Annotated in this window: 20 protein-coding genes; 9 read left to right on the top strand and 11 right to left on the bottom strand. The window is 48.0% G+C overall.

What is annotated here, in order from left to right; genetic code table 11:
- The first annotated feature begins 16 nt into the window (after window positions 1-16).
- The 7 genes from CWI81_RS11235 to CWI81_RS11205 all read left to right on the top strand — a co-directional run bounded on the left by CWI81_RS11235 (window position 17) and on the right by CWI81_RS11205 (window position 6,329).
- Window positions 17-1,522, top strand: coding sequence for an AAA family ATPase (locus CWI81_RS11235; RefSeq protein ID WP_126785407.1), 1,506 nt, complete (start codon window positions 17-19; stop codon window positions 1,520-1,522).
- 57 nt (window positions 1,523-1,579) lie between these two features.
- The gene (locus CWI81_RS11230; RefSeq protein ID WP_126785406.1) at window positions 1,580-2,440 is read left to right on the top strand and encodes a Dam family site-specific DNA-(adenine-N6)-methyltransferase; all 861 of its coding nucleotides are present in this window, start codon (window positions 1,580-1,582) and stop codon (window positions 2,438-2,440) included.
- Window positions 2,437-2,877 (top strand): GNAT family N-acetyltransferase, encoded by a 441-nt coding sequence (locus CWI81_RS11225; protein WP_126785405.1) that lies wholly within the window; start codon window positions 2,437-2,439, stop codon window positions 2,875-2,877. The genes CWI81_RS11230 and CWI81_RS11225 overlap by 4 nt, the downstream gene beginning before the upstream one ends.
- A complete protein-coding gene (locus CWI81_RS11220) occupies window positions 2,877-3,551 on the top strand; it encodes a class I SAM-dependent methyltransferase (protein ID WP_126785404.1) in 675 nt (224 codons plus the stop codon). Before CWI81_RS11225 ends, CWI81_RS11220 begins: the two co-directional genes overlap by 1 nt.
- Entirely contained in the window at window positions 3,548-4,027 is a 480-nt protein-coding gene (locus CWI81_RS11215; RefSeq protein WP_126785403.1) for a peroxiredoxin, read from the top strand. Before CWI81_RS11220 ends, CWI81_RS11215 begins: the two co-directional genes overlap by 4 nt.
- A 10-nt stretch (window positions 4,028-4,037) precedes the next feature.
- A complete protein-coding gene (locus tag CWI81_RS11210) occupies window positions 4,038-5,222 on the top strand; it encodes a BaiN/RdsA family NAD(P)/FAD-dependent oxidoreductase (RefSeq protein ID WP_126785402.1) in 1,185 nt (394 codons plus the stop codon).
- 78 nt (window positions 5,223-5,300) lie between these two features.
- On the top strand, window positions 5,301-6,329 hold the full coding sequence (locus tag CWI81_RS11205) for a phospholipase A (protein ID WP_126785401.1): 1,029 nt from the start codon (window positions 5,301-5,303) through the stop codon (window positions 6,327-6,329).
- Here the strand turns inward: CWI81_RS11205 and CWI81_RS11200 are convergent.
- The gene (locus tag CWI81_RS11200; protein WP_126785400.1) at window positions 6,313-6,861 is read right to left on the bottom strand and encodes a DUF1415 domain-containing protein; all 549 of its coding nucleotides are present in this window, start codon (window positions 6,859-6,861) and stop codon (window positions 6,313-6,315) included. The genes CWI81_RS11205 and CWI81_RS11200 overlap by 17 nt on opposite strands.
- A gap of 15 nt (window positions 6,862-6,876) precedes the next feature.
- Between CWI81_RS11200 and CWI81_RS11195 the strand changes: the two genes are divergently transcribed.
- Complete coding sequence (locus CWI81_RS11195; protein ID WP_126785399.1) at window positions 6,877-7,335, top strand: methyltransferase family protein; 459 nt, start codon at window positions 6,877-6,879, stop codon at window positions 7,333-7,335.
- 2 nt (window positions 7,336-7,337) lie between these two features.
- Here the strand turns inward: CWI81_RS11195 and yjjG are convergent, their stop codons facing one another.
- From yjjG to CWI81_RS11155, 8 genes are all read right to left on the bottom strand, one after another.
- Complete coding sequence (yjjG, locus tag CWI81_RS11190; RefSeq protein ID WP_126785581.1) at window positions 7,338-8,015, bottom strand: pyrimidine 5'-nucleotidase; 678 nt, start codon at window positions 8,013-8,015, stop codon at window positions 7,338-7,340.
- Window positions 8,016-8,030: 15 nt separating this feature from the next.
- Window positions 8,031-8,471 (bottom strand): nucleoside deaminase, encoded by a 441-nt coding sequence (locus tag CWI81_RS11185; protein ID WP_126785398.1) that lies wholly within the window; start codon window positions 8,469-8,471, stop codon window positions 8,031-8,033.
- A 13-nt stretch (window positions 8,472-8,484) separates the two neighbouring features.
- Window positions 8,485-10,086 (bottom strand): PepSY domain-containing protein, encoded by a 1,602-nt coding sequence (locus CWI81_RS11180; RefSeq protein ID WP_126785397.1) that lies wholly within the window; start codon window positions 10,084-10,086, stop codon window positions 8,485-8,487.
- On the bottom strand, window positions 10,083-10,817 hold the full coding sequence (locus CWI81_RS11175; RefSeq protein ID WP_241970425.1) for a hypothetical protein: 735 nt from the start codon (window positions 10,815-10,817) through the stop codon (window positions 10,083-10,085). The genes CWI81_RS11180 and CWI81_RS11175 overlap by 4 nt, the downstream gene beginning before the upstream one ends.
- Window positions 10,792-11,316 carry a DUF2937 family protein gene (locus CWI81_RS11170; RefSeq protein WP_126785396.1) on the bottom strand — a complete coding sequence of 175 codons (525 nt, stop codon included), beginning with the start codon at window positions 11,314-11,316 and terminating at the stop codon, window positions 10,792-10,794. Before CWI81_RS11170 ends, CWI81_RS11175 begins: the two co-directional genes overlap by 26 nt.
- 8 nt (window positions 11,317-11,324) lie before the next feature.
- A complete protein-coding gene (locus CWI81_RS11165) occupies window positions 11,325-11,912 on the bottom strand; it encodes a uracil-DNA glycosylase family protein (RefSeq protein ID WP_126785395.1) in 588 nt (195 codons plus the stop codon).
- 12 nt (window positions 11,913-11,924) lie between these two features.
- Window positions 11,925-12,707 (bottom strand): ferredoxin--NADP reductase, encoded by a 783-nt coding sequence (locus CWI81_RS11160; protein WP_126785394.1) that lies wholly within the window; start codon window positions 12,705-12,707, stop codon window positions 11,925-11,927.
- Between the two features lie 210 nt (window positions 12,708-12,917).
- The gene (locus tag CWI81_RS11155) at window positions 12,918-13,283 is read right to left on the bottom strand and encodes an NHL repeat-containing protein (RefSeq protein ID WP_126785393.1); all 366 of its coding nucleotides are present in this window, start codon (window positions 13,281-13,283) and stop codon (window positions 12,918-12,920) included.
- A gap of 113 nt (window positions 13,284-13,396) precedes the next feature.
- Between CWI81_RS11155 and CWI81_RS11150 the strand changes: the two genes are divergently transcribed.
- Entirely contained in the window at window positions 13,397-15,172 is a 1,776-nt protein-coding gene (locus CWI81_RS11150) for an SLC13 family permease (protein ID WP_126785392.1), read from the top strand.
- Here the strand turns inward: CWI81_RS11150 and CWI81_RS11145 are convergent.
- Complete coding sequence (locus tag CWI81_RS11145; RefSeq protein WP_126785391.1) at window positions 15,169-16,299, bottom strand: GNAT family N-acetyltransferase; 1,131 nt, start codon at window positions 16,297-16,299, stop codon at window positions 15,169-15,171. The two genes, CWI81_RS11150 and CWI81_RS11145, sit on opposite strands and share 4 nt — an antisense overlap.
- 2 nt (window positions 16,300-16,301) lie before the next feature.
- Complete coding sequence (locus tag CWI81_RS11140) at window positions 16,302-17,138, bottom strand: putative RNA methyltransferase (protein ID WP_126785390.1); 837 nt, start codon at window positions 17,136-17,138, stop codon at window positions 16,302-16,304.
- Window positions 17,139-17,227: the final 89 nt, after the last annotated feature.

The following is a 17,227-nucleotide window of genomic DNA, read 5'->3' as shown; positions in this document are numbered from 1 at the left end:
AAACAGGAACACAGTTATGCAAGCAGTGGCTCAACAACATATTGTCGCAGCACCGGTAAAAGTAAAAACTAGCCAACAGGCGATCATTGAACAATTGCATCAGCAATGTCAGCAAAATGACTCTTTGATCATGCTGCACGGTGGTGACGGCTCGGGTAAGACTACGATTGCCGAGCTATTTTTAGAGCAAGCCTCAAACTATGCCGAATGTGCTTTTATTACCGCCAATGATCGTTCGACGGTGGATCGACTGCGCGCTCAAATTCTGAATCAGTTATTCGGCACCATCAGTTTAAGTGATGAGACATTAAGTCGGCAGATTCAGCGTCAGGCTCCCCTCCGTCATGCCGTCATTGTTATTGATAGCGGCGAAAAACTACCCGACGGCTTTTTAGCCGAGTGTATTTCTACCGTTAATCAACTATCTGCAATTGGCCAGAAAGTAAGTGTTGTTGTAGTCGCAGACAGCCGTTGGGCCTATCAACAAAAGCCAGCGCCACACTTGCGCGTGCAAGGCCCGGTCATGCTCGAAGTTCAACCGATGAGCAAAGAAGAGCAAGTGCGGTTCATTCAGGCATTACTACCTGAGCGACAGCGCCGCCTTTGGAACTTGGATAGAATTCAACAATTTCTCAGCACCATTAATGGTTATCCTGGAGAAATACAACAGCGCTTACAGTTAGCCCTTGCAACTCAAGCGCAACGTTATAAAGAAGACCAGCCATCCACCACAGTTGATGATGAAACGCAGCTTGATGATGACCAGGTTTCTCTCAACAACAGCACTGAAGGTTCAGGCCGCCCGGTTAAACTGGGTGTCGTGTTGCTAATCGCAGCGTTATTAAGTATTGCTGCCGCGGGTTACCTAAATCATGACACTTTAATCAGCTACTTAGGCACAGCCAATACGCCTGCTACTAGTACCGAAGAAGAAACAAATCCAACTGAAACTGATAAACCAGCTGAAACTGCCGAAGTTGCTGAGCCAGCAGCTGCAGTCAATCAACTACCGGAGTTTGAACCAATAACGGCAGAAAGCCTGGCATTGATGCCAGAAGATTTAGCGATCTCTTATCGCGAAGCTTTGGACAACTTAAACAGAGGAGCCGCCGCAGAGAATGATCCACGAGAGCTTGAAGTTGGCCTGATAAAACAGCCTTCAGAAAAGGTGGAAAAAGCGACGACTCCTGAACCTGCGGAGCAGGCTCCCGAGGCCCTAAATTTACCTTTCCAGTCAGCTGCAATATTAGACCGAAATCCGGAGTCTTACGCTCTGCAAATAGCAATAATCAGTAATCAACAGTTATTGACCGAGTTCCGTCAGGATTATCAGCTAACCGACATAACCGATGTCTATCAGCGCAATGACGGTGCCTATGTCATCGTTTACGGTAACTTTGACTCGCTTGATCAAGCTCGGTCGGCGGTACAGCAGTTGCCCGCTAACGTGCAGAGTATGGAACCGTGGGCAAAATCTACCGGCACCATGCAAAAAGAAATCGCTCAGTCTCAAGCACAGTAATTTTCATCGTCCGGCCTTTCGGTTACACTAGCTTTAAGTTTCACCATAGGTCGGTCAATGAAGAAGAACAGGGCTTTTTTAAAATGGGCAGGGGGTAAATACTCACTAGTCGAGCCCATCAAGAACCAGTTGCCGACGGGTAAAAAGCTTATCGAACCTTTTGTCGGGGCGGGTTCAGTGTTCTTGAATACCGATTACGACCGATATCTGCTCAACGATATAAACCCTGACCTAATTACGCTGTATCAATTCGTTAAGCGCCGGCCCAAAACCTTTATTGAAGACGCGCGACGGTTGTTCAGTGACCGCAATAATCGCAGTGACGCCTATTACGCCCTCCGGAAAGAGTTTAACCAGTCCGTTGATCCCTATTACCGGTCGCTACTATTTTTATACATGAACCGTCATGGTTATAACGGGCTTTGCCGATACAACAGTAAAGGCATTTTTAACGTACCTTTCGGCGATTACCGTAAGCCCTATTTCCCTGCCGCAGAAATTGAGTTTTTTGCGGAAAAAGCCAAGCGCGCAAAATTTATTTGCAGCTCCTTCGAGCAAGTATTCAGGCGTGCTCGTAAAGGCGATGTCATCTACTGTGATCCTCCCTATGCGCCCTTGGTTCAAAGCTCTAACTTTACCAGTTACGCAACCGGCGGCTTTGGCTTAGGCGATCAAAGTGAGCTAGCCAGGCACGCATTGAGAGCGGCTCATAAGAGGCACATCCCGGTATTGATCAGTAACCACGATACCCCGTTAACGCGAGCTCTGTACGAGAAAGCACAGCTGCAACAGCTATCAGTGTCCAGAAGCATCAGTCAAAAAGGTGACTGCCGTAAACCGGTGGGAGAGCTGTTAGCGCTTTATTCAACAACGAATGTCATTCCACTCACTCAAAAGATGCAGAAAGTAGGTACATGAACTGGTTTATTTACGCGTTTGACGAGCTTTCGCTACGTCAGCTTTATCAGATTCTTAAACTTCGCCAAGAAGTGTTTGTGGTGGAACAAACATGTCCTTATTTAGATGCTGATGGCGAAGACGAACAGGCGCTGCACCTAGTGGCTACTGACGACGATGGTTTGATAGTGGCCTATGCCCGTATTTATAAACCCGATGAACAACAGTCTTATGGCCGGATCGGTCGTGTACTTACGCATTCGTCGGTAAGACGCAGTGGGCTAGGCCGGGAGCTGATGCAACGAGCGATCGATTATTTGGAGCAACAGGCTCCTCAAGCAACCATACGCGTCGGTGCTCAAACATACTTGCTAGCCTTTTACCAAAGCTTTGGCTTTAAAGCGATTGGCCCAGAGTACCTGGAGGATGATATCCCCCATGTTGATATGGACCGCTAATGGCAAATGCTTTTGAATTGAAACAAACGGAAGACGGCCTGGGTTTATTTTGGCGAGAGGCTTCGCAGCCAATGCGCCCCTTAATTATCGACTTCCATCAGGGCAAAGCAGCCTACCGGGCGCAACACTCATCACTTAAGTCGGAAGCCATTGCTAAAGCCGTCGGGGTGACAGGAAAGTTCCAACCGTCCGTTATCGATGCCACAGCCGGTTTAGCGCGTGATGCCTTAGTTCTGGCCCAGTTCGGATGTCATGTTCAACTTATTGAGCGCCACCCAATGGTTAGAGAGTTACTTGCCGATGCTTTGCAACGAGCGCAGCTAATGTCCGATAATATAGGGTTAGCGGCACAGCGCATGGAGCTGCTCAATCAACAGCATATCGCTGACTTAGATCCGGATAGCTGCGATGTGGTTTATCTTGACCCTATGTACCCAAAGACAGGCAAGCAAAAGGCGCAAGTTAAAAAAGATATGCAGATGTTCCAGCAGCTTGTCGGTCAGGACGAAGACGCCGACACTTTACTGCAACCCGCACTATCTGTCGCTCGCTATCGAGTCGTGGTAAAACGTCCGGCGAGTGCTCCTTACCTGGCTGGCACTGAACCAAACCGTCAGCTAAAGAGTAAGAAACATCGTTTCGACATATATATCAATCAAGGATTCAACTCATGATAAACGAAAACGACCAACTCCCCAGCGGAACATTAACCAGCAAAGGCGAGTTAGGTATTCAACATTACGATCCAAAGGAACTCTTCGCTAAAGGGCGTCATATTGTATTCGCTGTACCGGGCGCATTTACTCCGACCTGTTCGGAGAAGCATTTACCTGGCTACGTTGATCTCGCTGAAGAGTTGGCTACTAAAGGCGTTCAAAGTATTAACTGCCTGGCCGTTAATGACGCATTTGTGATGCGTGCCTGGGGCGAATCATTGGGGATCGGAGATAAGGTTCGGTTATTATCGGATGGTAATGGCGAATACAGCGAAAAGCTTGGGCTCGCCTCTGACACTGGTGCTTTTGGTGGTATTCGTTCAAAGCGCTACGCTATGGTCATTGAGGATGGCATCGTTGAACATCTATTCGTAGAGGACGATAAGCAGTTCGACGTCAGTAAAGCAGAATATGTACTTGAGCAATTGAGCTAGTAAGTCAGCCATGCAGAAATACGATGTGATCATTATTGGAGCCGGAGCCGCGGGCCTTCATTGTGCTGCCAACGCAGCCCGACGCGGCCGCAGTGTGCTATTGATTGATCACGCTAAGCAGGCTGGTAAAAAAATTCTTATCTCCGGCGGTGGGCGGTGTAACTTTACTAATCTATACGCCAGTCCCGAAAATTACTTATCCAGCAATCCTCACTTTTGTAAATCAGCATTAAGCCGGTATACGCAGTGGGATTTTATCAACCTGGTCGCGCAATACGATATTGCCTATCACGAGAAAACTCTGGGCCAATTGTTTTGCGACAACTCAGCCAAAGACATTGTTAAAATGCTGCTGGCTGAGTGCGAAAAATTTGGTGCCAAAGTGCAGCTGCGAACAGAAGTGCTGGGCGTAGACTATAACGACGACAACTACCGGCTTAGCACCAGCCAGGGTGACTACAATAGTCGCCAGCTTGTCGTTGCCTGCGGTGGTCTATCCATGCCGAAGCTGGGGGCAACCCCCTTTGGCTATCAGCTTGCCGAACAGTTCGGCCATTCGATTGTGCCGGTGCGCGCAGGGTTGGTCCCCTTTACCCTGCATGAGCAACAAAAGCAGCGGTTCGGTGAACTCTCGGGGGTCTCCGTACCGGTTACTGCCGCTGCTAATGACGGGTATTTCCGTGAATCTATGCTGTTTACCCATCGCGGCATTAGCGGTCCAGCTATTTTACAGGTATCGTCTTACTGGCAGCCGGGAGAGAGCGTTAGCATCGATCTTTTACCGGATATCGAAGCCTACCCGTGGCTTAAAGAGCAACAAGCGCAACAACCTAAAACTCGCCTGGCAACCGTAATCCAGGCCCACTTCCCGAAACGGGTAATGCAGGCACTGGCCGATGAGCATCAATGGCCAGTCGATCAAAGGCTTGCCGACACTTCCAACGCTCAACTAGAGGCAGTCGCCGAAACACTGAACCATTGGCAATTAAAACCTAATGGCACAGAGGGCTATCGAACCGCAGAAGTGACTATAGGTGGCGTCAACGTCGATGAAATCAGCTCGAAAACAATGGAAAGTAAGAAGCAACCGGGACTGTACTTTATTGGCGAAGTGGTCGATGTTACCGGCTGGCTAGGCGGCTATAATTTCCAATGGGCCTGGGCAAGTGCCTACGCAGCAGCCGAGGCTGTTTAGTGTAAAAACGATCTTTACAGCGATTATTTAACGTATGATGGCTATGCTGTAAATAAATTTAGTCGGGAAAGTAATACCATGAAAACATCAGTTTGGCTGGCATCGTTGCCATTTGCATTAAGCGCCCTATCGGTAAGTGCCCAGGATCTTTCCGACATGCAGCAATGTTTGCTGGATAAAATGAACACAACGGATGCCCAGACCACAGTGGCTGACATTCGTGCTAGCTGCGAACAACAGCTTCGAGCGGCAAAAGATAACGAGGTGGTAGAATTTGATGCGGTTGAATCTGAGCCCGGCGCATTAACACGACGTGTACAAAGCGAAGAGGTTACCCAGTTCGACCCTTATGTATTAACGCCTCACCGACGCAATTATATGCTGCCGGTGCTGAGCAGCAACAACATAAACCGAATACAGTACGCAGAGCTCGAGGGTTACCGGGGGAACCTGGAGGACTACGAAGCAAAATTTCAGATGAGCTTTAAGGTTCCTTTTAATAAGGAAAGCCTGCTGTTTGAAGGTGACAAGTTATTCTTTGGGTTTACTGTTCAGTCTTGGTGGCAAATTTACTCGGATAATATCTCTAAGCCCTTCCGCGAAACTAACTACATGCCCGAGTTCTTTTATGCGACACCAACAGGCTGGCATCCGCTAGGTACCAATACCGCTTTAGTGTTTGGCGCTGAACATCTGTCCAATGGCAGAAGCCAGCCTCTGTCGAGAAGCTGGAACCGGTTTTATGCGCAACTAATTGTTGAAAAAGGTGACTTCGTATTTTCCGTTAAGCCATGGATTCGCCTACAAGAGGACGCTAAAAGCGATCCATTAGAGGCCAGTGGTGATGATAATCCGAACATTGAAGACTACGTAGGTAATTACGAGTTTTCGACCGCCTACAGTGATGGTGACTTTGAATACATATTCCGCTTAAAACATGCCATAGAGACCGGCCGCGGTTCCGCAGAACTTAACTGGACCTTTCCGTTATGGGGCAAATTTATTGGCTACACATCTTTATTTACCGGTTACGGCGAGAGCCTAATCGATTACAACCATAAACAAACTCGGTTTGGTATCGGTATCGCGCTTAATAACGTGCTTTAACGTCAGCTAAAATTCGTTTAAAAAATTCGCTGCCGCGGCGGCGAGCAAACTCAATATTCCGCTGAGGAATTTGTTCCGGGTTTTCAGTAGCCATTAATGCCCTTTCCATTGATGCCTCACGCAGAAAGTGTAACGTGGGGTGGGGGGCGCGATTGGTATAATTAGCTGGGTCGGCCGGCTGCTCTCCCTCAAAACAATAGTCAGGATGGAAGTGAGCTAGCTGATAAACGCCGTCATAACCGCTCATCGATAGCAGTTGCTGTGAAACGGCAATCAAGTCAAGAAACTCATCGAATGACGTAAACGCAGGGAGCATTAACATCGTCGTTTCGGTATCAACATGCTCGTCTAAAAACTGACACTCGGCGACCACCCGATCCAAAGTCGACTCAAAATCACTCTCATGACTCACAGCATAACGAATTGATTGACGCTCAACTTCGCGCCGCGCAAATGGGCAAATGTTATATTTAACAATCAATTGTTGAACCCAGGCCTGGGTCTGCCTCATAATTTCATTATCGCTTGCCATTTAAGTCCTGCTGCCATGAAGTTTTTAGAATTAAAAATACCACCGGTAATTGTCGTTGCCATTATCGCCATTTTAATGTGGTTTGTAATGCTATTCACACCGCAGGTCAGCTTTTCCGCTGTGCCTCTTTGGACCATCGCGGTCATCGGCTTTTTGGGTATTGTTGTGCCATTACTGGGTGTCATTAGCTTTAAGCGGGCACAGACGACTCCTGATCCGAGAACTCCAGATAAGAGCTCTAGTCTGGTAACGTCGGGAGTCTACAAATATACCCGTAATCCTATGTACCTTGGTTTCTTATTACTATTGTTTGCCTGGGGTTTATGGCTCGGTAATATGGCTGCTCTCCTCGGCTTGCCCCTGTACATGTTTTATCTCAATCAATTTCAGATAAAACCGGAGGAACGAGCATTAACTCAGCTTTTCGGTAAGCAATACACAGACTACCGTAAAACCGCCAACCGCTGGTTCTAACGCTAACTCAGTAAACGAGTCAGCTGATCGAGATGGGTGATGGTGTGGTGTGGGTTTATGTCTTCGGGTTTGTCACTACCGTCCCGGTTAAACCAGCAGGTATGCCAGCCGGCATTTAATCCGCCGAGAATGTCTGAATGCGCGTTGTCCCCCACCATCAAAATACGCTCTGGCGCAGGTTGCTCCTGCATATAGTGTTTATGAACATGATGAAAGATCTCAGGATCTGGCTTGGCGATACCAATTGCTTCGGAAACCACTAAAAAGTCAAAGTAATGATGGGTACTGGTTTTTTCCAGTCGCTCCTGCTGTAACTCCACAAAGCCGTTGGTAATAATGCCCATTTTAGCCTTACCATGCAGGCTATCCAGCAACTGCTCCGTTCCCTCAATAGTTTCAGTGATACCCGCCATACAACTCATAAACTCGGTATTAATAGCTTCCGATGACTTACCAAACTCTCGCTCCCACGGAACAAAACGGCGTTGTTTAATATCCTTAGCGGTCAGCTCTCCATCTTGAAAGCCTTTCCAGAGTGGCTGGTTAACGGATTTAAACTGGTGAAAAACCTGATCATCAAAATCCATACCGTAACGACCGAATAGAGTGCTCAAACCTCTTCTTGCATCAAACGTAAATAAAGTCTCATCGGCATCAAACACCACCCAATCGTACGACATCATAACTCCCGTAATCTATTCACAACCAATATCTTCATTCCACAGCTGCGGCGACTGCTCAATAAAGCGTTTCATTAAAGCGGTACATGGTTCCGCCTGCAAAACCGTCACCTTTACTCCACGCGATTTTAACAGTTCCTCCTCGCCCATAAAGGTTTGATTCTCGCCGATAACCACTTCCGGAATCCCGTAAAGTAGAATCGCACCAGTACACATAGGGCAGGGCGACAGTGTGGTATATAGCACACTATTTTTATAGACCGAAGCCGGTTGCCGACCCGCATTCTCTAATGCATCCATTTCGCCGTGAAGTACCGAACTTCCTTTTTGTACCCGCTGGTTATGACCCCGGCCAATTATTTTTTCGTCATGCACTATCACTGAGCCAATCGGGATGCCGCCAGTTTCCATACTCCGCTTGGCTTCAGCTAATGCGGCTTCCATAAACTTATCCATAAATAATTCCTCATTAAATACCAAAGTCGTCGTAACGAACCCGCTCAGCGGGCACTCCAAGTTCACGCAGCCCATTCAACGTTTGGTTAAGCATAGCCGGTGGGCCACAAAGATAAACATCCACTTTGTCCACACCAACGTTCTCGATATATTTTAAAGCTTCTGAGTGAACCCAGCCCGTTAAAAAGTCACCGCTAGCACTTAACGACTCGGACAAAACTGGGATATACCGCAGGCGGTGGTCTTTTGCTAGCCGTTCAAATTCAGCTTGAAAGGCGAGTTCTTGCTCGCATCTTGCCCCATAAAAAAGAACGACCTGCGCAGGGTCTTGAGAAGATAACAGACTGAGTACCTGTGAACGAATAGGCGCAATTCCAGCGCCACCTCCAATAAAAACCGAATAGCCATTGCGCTGGTTTTCGCTGCGCAACTGAAAGTCTCCAAGCGGCCCTATCACATCAACTCGGTCGCCTGCTCGCAAGCTGTGCATAAACTCAGAGCCGATACCATTTTCGATCCGCCGTACCAGCACACTTAACTGATTGTCATCTGAGCGATTGGCTAAAGAATAGTTGCGGAGAACAGCGCCCGCTCGAGTGGCAATCTGAAATTGCAAAAACTGACCGGGATTAAACGTAAAGTTGGGCGGCCGTAGAAATACGATGTGTTTTAATGTCGGTGTAATTTGTTGCTCGGACTCTATTTCGAGCTGCCATGCTCTAGCATTAACATCCAGTAACTCAATGTCGCGAAGCCCGCTATCGGGTAATTTGCGCTGTTGGCACGATAGCCTGATGCCGTCAGCAATTTCATCAGGGCTTAATAGCTGGTTATCTGCTGAGCTTACCGCAGGAATATCTGCAGTGTACTTAACTTTACAAAGTCCACAGGTACCGCCGCCCCCACAGCCTGATGCGACAGGATGCTGCTTATGTTGTAACTGATGTAATAACGTTTGCGGCCGCCATAAGTCTCCTCGTTTGACATTGCGCAGCAGCAAAATAAGTCCTGCAATCGCAAACCACAGAGTGACTAGCCCGCTTGCCCGTATCAACAAGTTGTTGAAATCGCGACCGCCACTATAGTCCATAAAATGCAACCGGAACATCCAGTCCGCTATATACCAATTCCAATTGCGGTGTCCTTGCACTGCGCCGTCAGCTTTGCCGATAAGCACTTCTGTGGAAACCGGATCATCAAACAACACTTGGAAACGGGCATCAACCTCAACAACTTCATCAATGGTGCCCGCACCGCTATAGCTGGCCTTTGCAATGTCAGTCGCTAACGCCCTATCTGTTTGCCACGGTTTACCGCTGCGCCCATCAAGATAGTAAGTGTTGTCCGCCGTAACGACCTTCAGCTGTGGTATTTGCAGAACCTGCTGCCATTCAACTTGCTGAATATCATCAAACCGTCGGCTTAAATCACCGATATTAGAGCTCCACTCCAGACCAGCAAGCGATTCATTGGGCAATGGCTCAAAATGGGTATGTCCGGACATCGCCTGATTACCCATGACACTAAAGTACAGCCCGGTGATTAACCAAATTAGAACCTGCAGACCAAGAATCAGCCCAAGCCAACGGTGAAACCATTGCAACCAACGGGTCATTGGCGACCCCCCAAAGATTCTGGCTTGCGTAAGGTAAATATCAATAAAGCGACACCGGTAATGAATAATGCAATGTTGCCGGCTATAAAGAATTGAATCCAGCCGTTAGTGATATCAGCGCGGTGCTCATAATCCATGATGTGCAACATCCAAAAGAAGTCGAATAGCCGCCAGTAGTTGTGCCGTTTGGTCACCACATCGCCGGTAGCAGGATGCAGGTAAAGGGTGGGTGCGCTAATCCCGGCAAAATTGACCTGCCAGACCGGTAATATCGAGGACGGAATTTCGCTGGGCGCTTTGTCTTGCAAGAGAGTTACCGAGGTTATACTTGCCGCGCCAGAAAAACGCTGCGCCGCAATTCTGGCAATATCGGATTCAGATAGGTTAATCGGCTTTAACGTATTGGCATTAAGCAACGTTAATTCGTTGGCCGTTAAATGATAAACCGGCTGCCAGCGCCCATTAATAAACTGATTTTGTAAACTTACTTTGGTTGCCGCTGGGTGCTGCTTTAGCACATCCGACACAGGCCTGACACCAGTAGTTACTAAAGTCGTTTTAGGCTTACTGACTAAATGATCACCGTGGATAAAGCCAAGCTCGACCAGCACCATGTAGCTACCTGAAATGCTCCAGATAACCAGTTGTATGCCAAAAAGTAAGGAAAGCCACCGGTGCCAATGACGCCAGCGTGTTGGTGATAGTTTATTGGGGCTTATAGCGCTTAGCACGATTGTTTCGTTTTAGTGGCCAAAGAATTAAGCGGACTACTATCTCACCAATCACCGCTAAAATAAACCCAATGACCAACCCCATCCCAATGGCGGCCGGTGTCAGTTGTATCGCATACGAAAAGTTGTTACTAACTTCGTGCCTTATATCGCTAACCGGCGTCAGAAAAGTTTGTTGATAGGCATTAAACGGGCTCGAGCCGAATTCAGTTAAGGTTGTTTGTAACAGCAAATAACGCTGGTAAATTGCGTCAATGCTGTCGCCACCCTCAGCAAATACGCGGTCATCAGATTGCTGGTAGTAGGCGATCAGTTGCTCCAAATCACCATCAAAATATTTTTCGGCTTCCTGTCGGAATTCGCTAATACTCTTCTCGGACTCAAGGTAATGGGATTGTAACGCTTTGCCGTATTGATCAACAAAGTGAGGCACCTGCACACCGGCCAGAACACCTAAAACAAACAGTATTAAGCGACAATAAGAAACGATAGCACGCATTAGCGACCTCACAGTAATTTAGCAACCCGGCGTTTTAATTCCGGCAATACATTAGTTTCGAACCACGGGTTGCGTCTTAGCCAGAGGTTATTACGGGGGCTAGGATGAGGCAATGGTAAAACCCCTACCGATAAATAGGTTTGCCAGTTCTGTACTCGCGCAGTAAGGGTCTGCCTAGGTTCGTTAAAGTGTCGAGTTATATGCCATTGTTGTGCGTACTGGCCAATCGCCAATACTAACTCGATATTCGGTAATTGTTGCATAATACTAGCGCGCCAGGTAGCGGCACACTCTGGACGAGGCGGCATATCACCAGATTTGCCCGTACCCGGGTAGCAAAACCCCATCGGAACAATCGCAAGTTTCTGAGCATCATAAAAGGTGTTCGTATCAACCCCAAGCCAGCTCCTAAGCCGATCACCACTGGCATCATCAAATGGCTTACCCGAACGATGTACTTTTTTGCCCGGCGCCTGGCCAGCAACAAGAATACGCGCGTCCGGGTGCAGCTGTACTACCGGTCTTGCACCCAATGGCAAATGCTTTTCACACAGCTGACAAGCTCTAATGTCGGTTAATAATTGATGCCAACTGATCGCTTTGCTCCTCTATTTTTCGATAAAGGCCTGCTCGATTACATAGTCCCCTTGCCTGCGTGAGGTCGCCTTAGTAAACCCGCGAGCATTCAAAATCGCCATGATGTCTTCAAGCATAGCGTTATTTCCGCAAAGCATAAAGCGATCGTGCTCCGGGTTGATGGCTGGCAAGCCAATTTGCTGAGTCAGCAGATCCGTTTCCAACAGTTCCGTAATACGTTTTTGATGGGGTTCTGTTTTAAAAGCCTCTCGGGTCACCGTTGGATAGTAGATAAGCTTCTCGCTGACCCAGTCACCAAAGTATTCATTATTCGGCAGTTGGTCGCATATCTCCTGCTGATAAGCTAACTCCGAAACGTAACGAACACCGTGCACCAATATAATTTTATCAAAGCGCTCGTACATATCTGGATCTTTGATGACACTCATAAAAGGTGCTAAGCCGGTGCCGGTACTCAGCAGATACAGGTTTTTACCCGGCAGTAAATGACCCGGAACCAGTGTTCCTGTGGGCCGGGTGGATAGCACAATTTCGTCACCCACTTGCAGATGCTGCAAGCGCGACGTTAAAGCACCATCTGGTACTTTAATGCTGAAGAATTCAAGCTCTTCCTCATAATTCGCGCTGGCGATACTATAAGCGCGAAGTAATGGTTTATCTTCTAACTGTAACCCCATCATCACGAATTGACCGTTTTCAAAAGTGAAGGTGGGTTTTCTCGTCGTTTTAAAACTAAATAACGTGTCATTCCAATGGTGAACCGCTGTCACCGTCTCTGCGACAATACTTCTCATAAACCTTTCTCTGTTAATAGAAACTGAAATAAGCCTTAATTTTATCTAAATTGCAAATGCGAATTGTTTTCATATAGAGTAACACCAAGTTAATTCGTTCCCAAATAGATAAATGCAAAATCGATTAATAAAAGAGTGGCAACGGAAAAGCCCCGGCGACTAAACACCAGGGCTCTTATGTTGGAGTGTTTAAAGTACTACCGTTATAAACTAAGGCGTTAATCGAACAACGCCAACGGTATCGACGTCGGTACCGAACCAAATCGAGTCGGTGGCCTCGTCATAATACATGTGGCGAACTGTGCCACCACCACTTGGAATTGGCATTGGCTCAGAAAACGTTTTTGACTCGGTATCGAATCCAACCAACCGGTTGGGCTGGACTCCTGTTTCAACGAACCAGACAGTCCCCTCATGCACCCAGGGATCCCGCGGACGGCTGTCGTCCCATGGTACATCCCACTCCTGAATTTCAGCTGTTGCTAAGCCTTTAGTGTGATCATCTGCTAACACCGGTGCGCTGCATAAGCTTGCCACAGCGAACAGTGCGGTACTGCTTAATAAAGCGTACTTCATATTGTGACCTCCTGATTTGGTACTACCGTCAATATAGTCAACGTTCAGTGGTAGTACAAAGGCTACAGGTTGTGTAATGTTTACTGAGTACTTTTTTAACGGAAATATTTGGGATGCTGGATCAGTGGCTTATCGGTGGAATACTCATTGTCATGCTCGCGCTGTTTGTACTCGACAAGTGGCGCTACGATCTGGTTGCAATGATGGCGCTTTTAACAGCAGCGCTGTTAGGTTTGGTCCCTACCGAAGAAGTCTTTAGTGGCTTTGGAAATGCAGCAGTCATTACAGTTGCCGCAGTTCTGATTATCAGTCAGGCACTGTGGCGCTCTGGTGTGGTCGATAGCTTAGCCTCTGGGATGCGAAAAATTGGCGACTCTCGCTGGTTACAGCTCATTGCTTTAACCTCGGTGACGACACTGTGCTCTGCATTTATTAGTAATACCGGCACCATGGCGATTATGATTCCAGTAGCATTGCAGCTGGCCCGCAGCAGTGGTAATAACCCATCAAAGCTATTAATGCCGATGGCTTTTGGTTCATTGCTGGGTGGTGCTATTACCATGGTGGGAACACCGCCCAATATTATCATTGCTGATATTCGCCGGGAGGCTACCGGGGAATCTTTTGGAATCTTCGACTTTACTCCGGTAGGGCTCGCGATTGCCGTTGCGGGTCTGGTCTTCATGTGGCTGCTCAGCCACTGGTTAGTTCCGGCCCGATCTGGAAAAACCAAGTCAGAATCATTGTACGATGTCAGCAGTTATCTCACTGAATTATATGTGCCTGAACAATCAGAGTTTATTGGCAAAACCCTGTATGAGTTAGAAAGCCGCAGCGAAGAAGACTTTGTGATTGTCGCGCTACAACGGGGTGACACGCGCTGGTCTGCTCCCGCTCGCTACCAACGACTGGAAGCAAACGATGTGTTAATTGTCGAAGCGAATGCCGAAACAATCCAGCAGGTTATAGACGGAACCGGTCTCGAACTAAACGCGAATGAAGACATTGATGATCGCTTTCTGAAGTCCGATGATATCACCGTTATTGAAGGGATTGTTGGCCACGATTCTAAACTTATTGGTCGCTCCGCCGCTGACATGAAGCTACGCAGCCGTTATGGCATCAACGTTCTGGGGGTTGCGCGTGAAGGCCAAAAACTGGGCACGGCACTAGCCAACATCCGCTTTAAGCCCGGTGATGTAATGCTGCTGCAAGGCGATGCCGAAACGCTTGAAGACATCTTTCAACGATTTGGCTGCTTGCCTCTGGCTCAGCGGAGCTTGCGCATCGGGTCGTCCAAAAAACTATTGCTACCTCTCGCCATTTTCGCCAGTTCAATCGCCGCTGCCGCAGTTGGACTTATTTCGGTTCCAGTCGCCTTTTCTCTGGCCGCTGGTCTTATGGTGCTAACCAATATCCTGCCTTTACGCGAATTATATGACAGCATCGATTGGCCTATTATTGTGCTATTGGGAGCTACCATTCCATTAGGCTCAGCGCTTGAGCGGAGTGGTGCCGCAGACACGATCGCCGACGCAGTCGTAACGTTAAGCCAAGGCTCTCCGGAATTTGTTGCTATCGCTCTATTACTGCTGGTGACCATGCTGCTCTCTAATATCGTCAACAACGCGGCAGCCGCAGTATTAATGGCGCCTATCGGTATTAGTATGGCCAGTAGTTTCGGCGCCAGCATGGACCCCTTTTTAATGGCGGTCGCCATCGGTGCCGCAGTACCCTTTTTAACGCCCATAGGTCATCAGTCCAATATTTTGGTAATGGGCCCGGGCGGATACAGCTTCAGTGACTACTGGAAATTAGGCCTTCCCTTGTCACTATTAGCGTCGGTCGTAGCGACCATCATGATAGTCTTAGTCTGGCCTATGTATTAGGGGCTTTGCTTATAGGGCGAGTGTTCGCTTAACATCTTGCAATGCTCGTTTATCGCCTTGCGCTCTCGCTGACAGTAGTCCTCTACGGCGTCCGTTAGCGGAGAAGGCTGAAACCGATAAAACCCTTGCCGTAAAACGGGCTCAAAACCACGGTGCAATTTGTGTTCGCCCTGCGCACCAGCATCAAAATGCTGCAGCCCATGCTCAATGCAGTATTCAATACCTTGATAGTAACAAGCTTCGAAATGCAGAAAATCAAACTCCTGCAAACACCCCCAATAGCGCCCATAAAGCGTGTTTGAGTCTTTAAAGCACAGAGAGGCTGCTACCATTTTTTGCTCATGATAGGCAGCAAAGACGACGATAGACTCTGCCAGATATTGCCCCCACAATTTTAATGTCTCGGGTGTTAAATAGCCGCCGTGTCCCGACCGTTTTAAATAGGTTAACTGATAGAGCTGGGCAAATGCGCTCCAGAATTCAGCCGTCAGCTGATCGCCGGCTAAAGTCTTCATCTCGATACCCTGTGACGCAACTTTCAGACGCTCTTTGCGCAGCGATTTACGCTTACGCGACACCAACCGGCTTAAAAAGTCGTCAAAATCGAGGTAGTTTCGGTTTTTCCACAAAAACTGAATATCGTAACGCTGCCACCAGCCTTCTTCTTGCAAGGCAAGACCCAGATCTTCCTCAACATACAGGCACTGTAAATTACTGACATCTTCATCGACTAACAACGCCGACTCAATTAGCGGTAGTACCTGATTCGCCTTCAGTGAATCGCAAAGCCCCAGTCTTGGCCCCTGGCAGGGGGTAAAAGGAATTGCGTTGACTAATTTCGGGTAATATTGAAAACCATAGCGCTCAAACGCCTCTGCAAAAGCCCAATCAAACAGGTATTCTCCATATGAGTGAGTCTTTTTAAACCATGGCATAGCAGCAACCGCAATATCGTTGTCGTAGACCATCACGTAGCGCGGCACCCAGCCTCGCTGGGGACCAAGACTTCCACCTTTTTCAAGTGCCAGAAAAAAACCATAGTGCAGAAACGGATAATCAGAGCTGAACAAATTATTCCATTGCCTCGGCTCAATTTCCGTAATAGAGGTGTGAACAACCGCCTTCATAGTTACTCAACGCTCAGAGTAAAAACACGTAGCCAAACATCAGCGGTTAACTCGATTTGGTTTAGTTGTGCTGCTTTTTTAAGGCCTTCGGCACTGCCCCGATACAAATGTGGTGTCATCACAAGTAAATTATCAATCGCCTCTTGCGACGATAAACTGACCGGAAAGCTGAGCCGCTGTTCAGAATCAAGCTGAAACTGGCTATCGTTAATCGGCAGTGTCTTCGGTTTAGTCTTTAACTGCGCATAGATAATGGCTTTTAACTGCTGCAAATGCTCTGCCCCTGGGTCGACCATGATTAGCCGGCCCCCCGGTTTTAACACTCGTTTAAATTCATCGGTCACTGGAAAACCAAAGATACACAAAAGACTGTCCACACTACTGTCGGCCAGCGGGATCGCGCTGTTTGAAGCGACCATCCAGTTAACTTGTTTGTCACGCTTCGCCGCCGCCTGAATCGCCCACTTCGAGATATCCAGTCCAGCTACAGCCAACTCTGTATCTTGTTGTTCCGCAGCGGCGGTTAAATAGTTTAAGTAATAACCTTCACCACAACCTGCATCCAAAATTGCTTGGTTACCGCTACTCAGAACGGTCTCAGCGATAGCACTGGCTATCGGTTGGTAATGGCCCTGCTGCAAAAAGTGTCGGCGGGCAGTTATCATCGCTTTGCTATCACCGGGATCTTTTGAGCGTTTTTTTTGCACCGGCAATAAGTTGACGTAACCTTGCCTGGCAACGTCAAAGCTATGCCCGTGCTCACAACACCAGCTGCGCTCTGACTGCTCGAGCGGGTCGCGGTCTAACGGACAAATAAGTTGCTGCAAAGGTTGAGTCACGATGTCACTCCAAATAATGAGGGTGGTTAACTGTATTCTACGGGCTTTTCGACTGAAATTCAGGCACAAAAAAAGCAGCCCTTAGGCTG

This window comes from Idiomarina seosinensis, assembly GCF_003987275.1.
Taxonomy (GTDB): domain Bacteria; phylum Pseudomonadota; class Gammaproteobacteria; order Enterobacterales; family Alteromonadaceae; genus Idiomarina; species Idiomarina seosinensis.
Note: the sequence above shows the minus strand (reverse complement) of the source record. Positions and strands in the feature narration are given on the sequence as shown.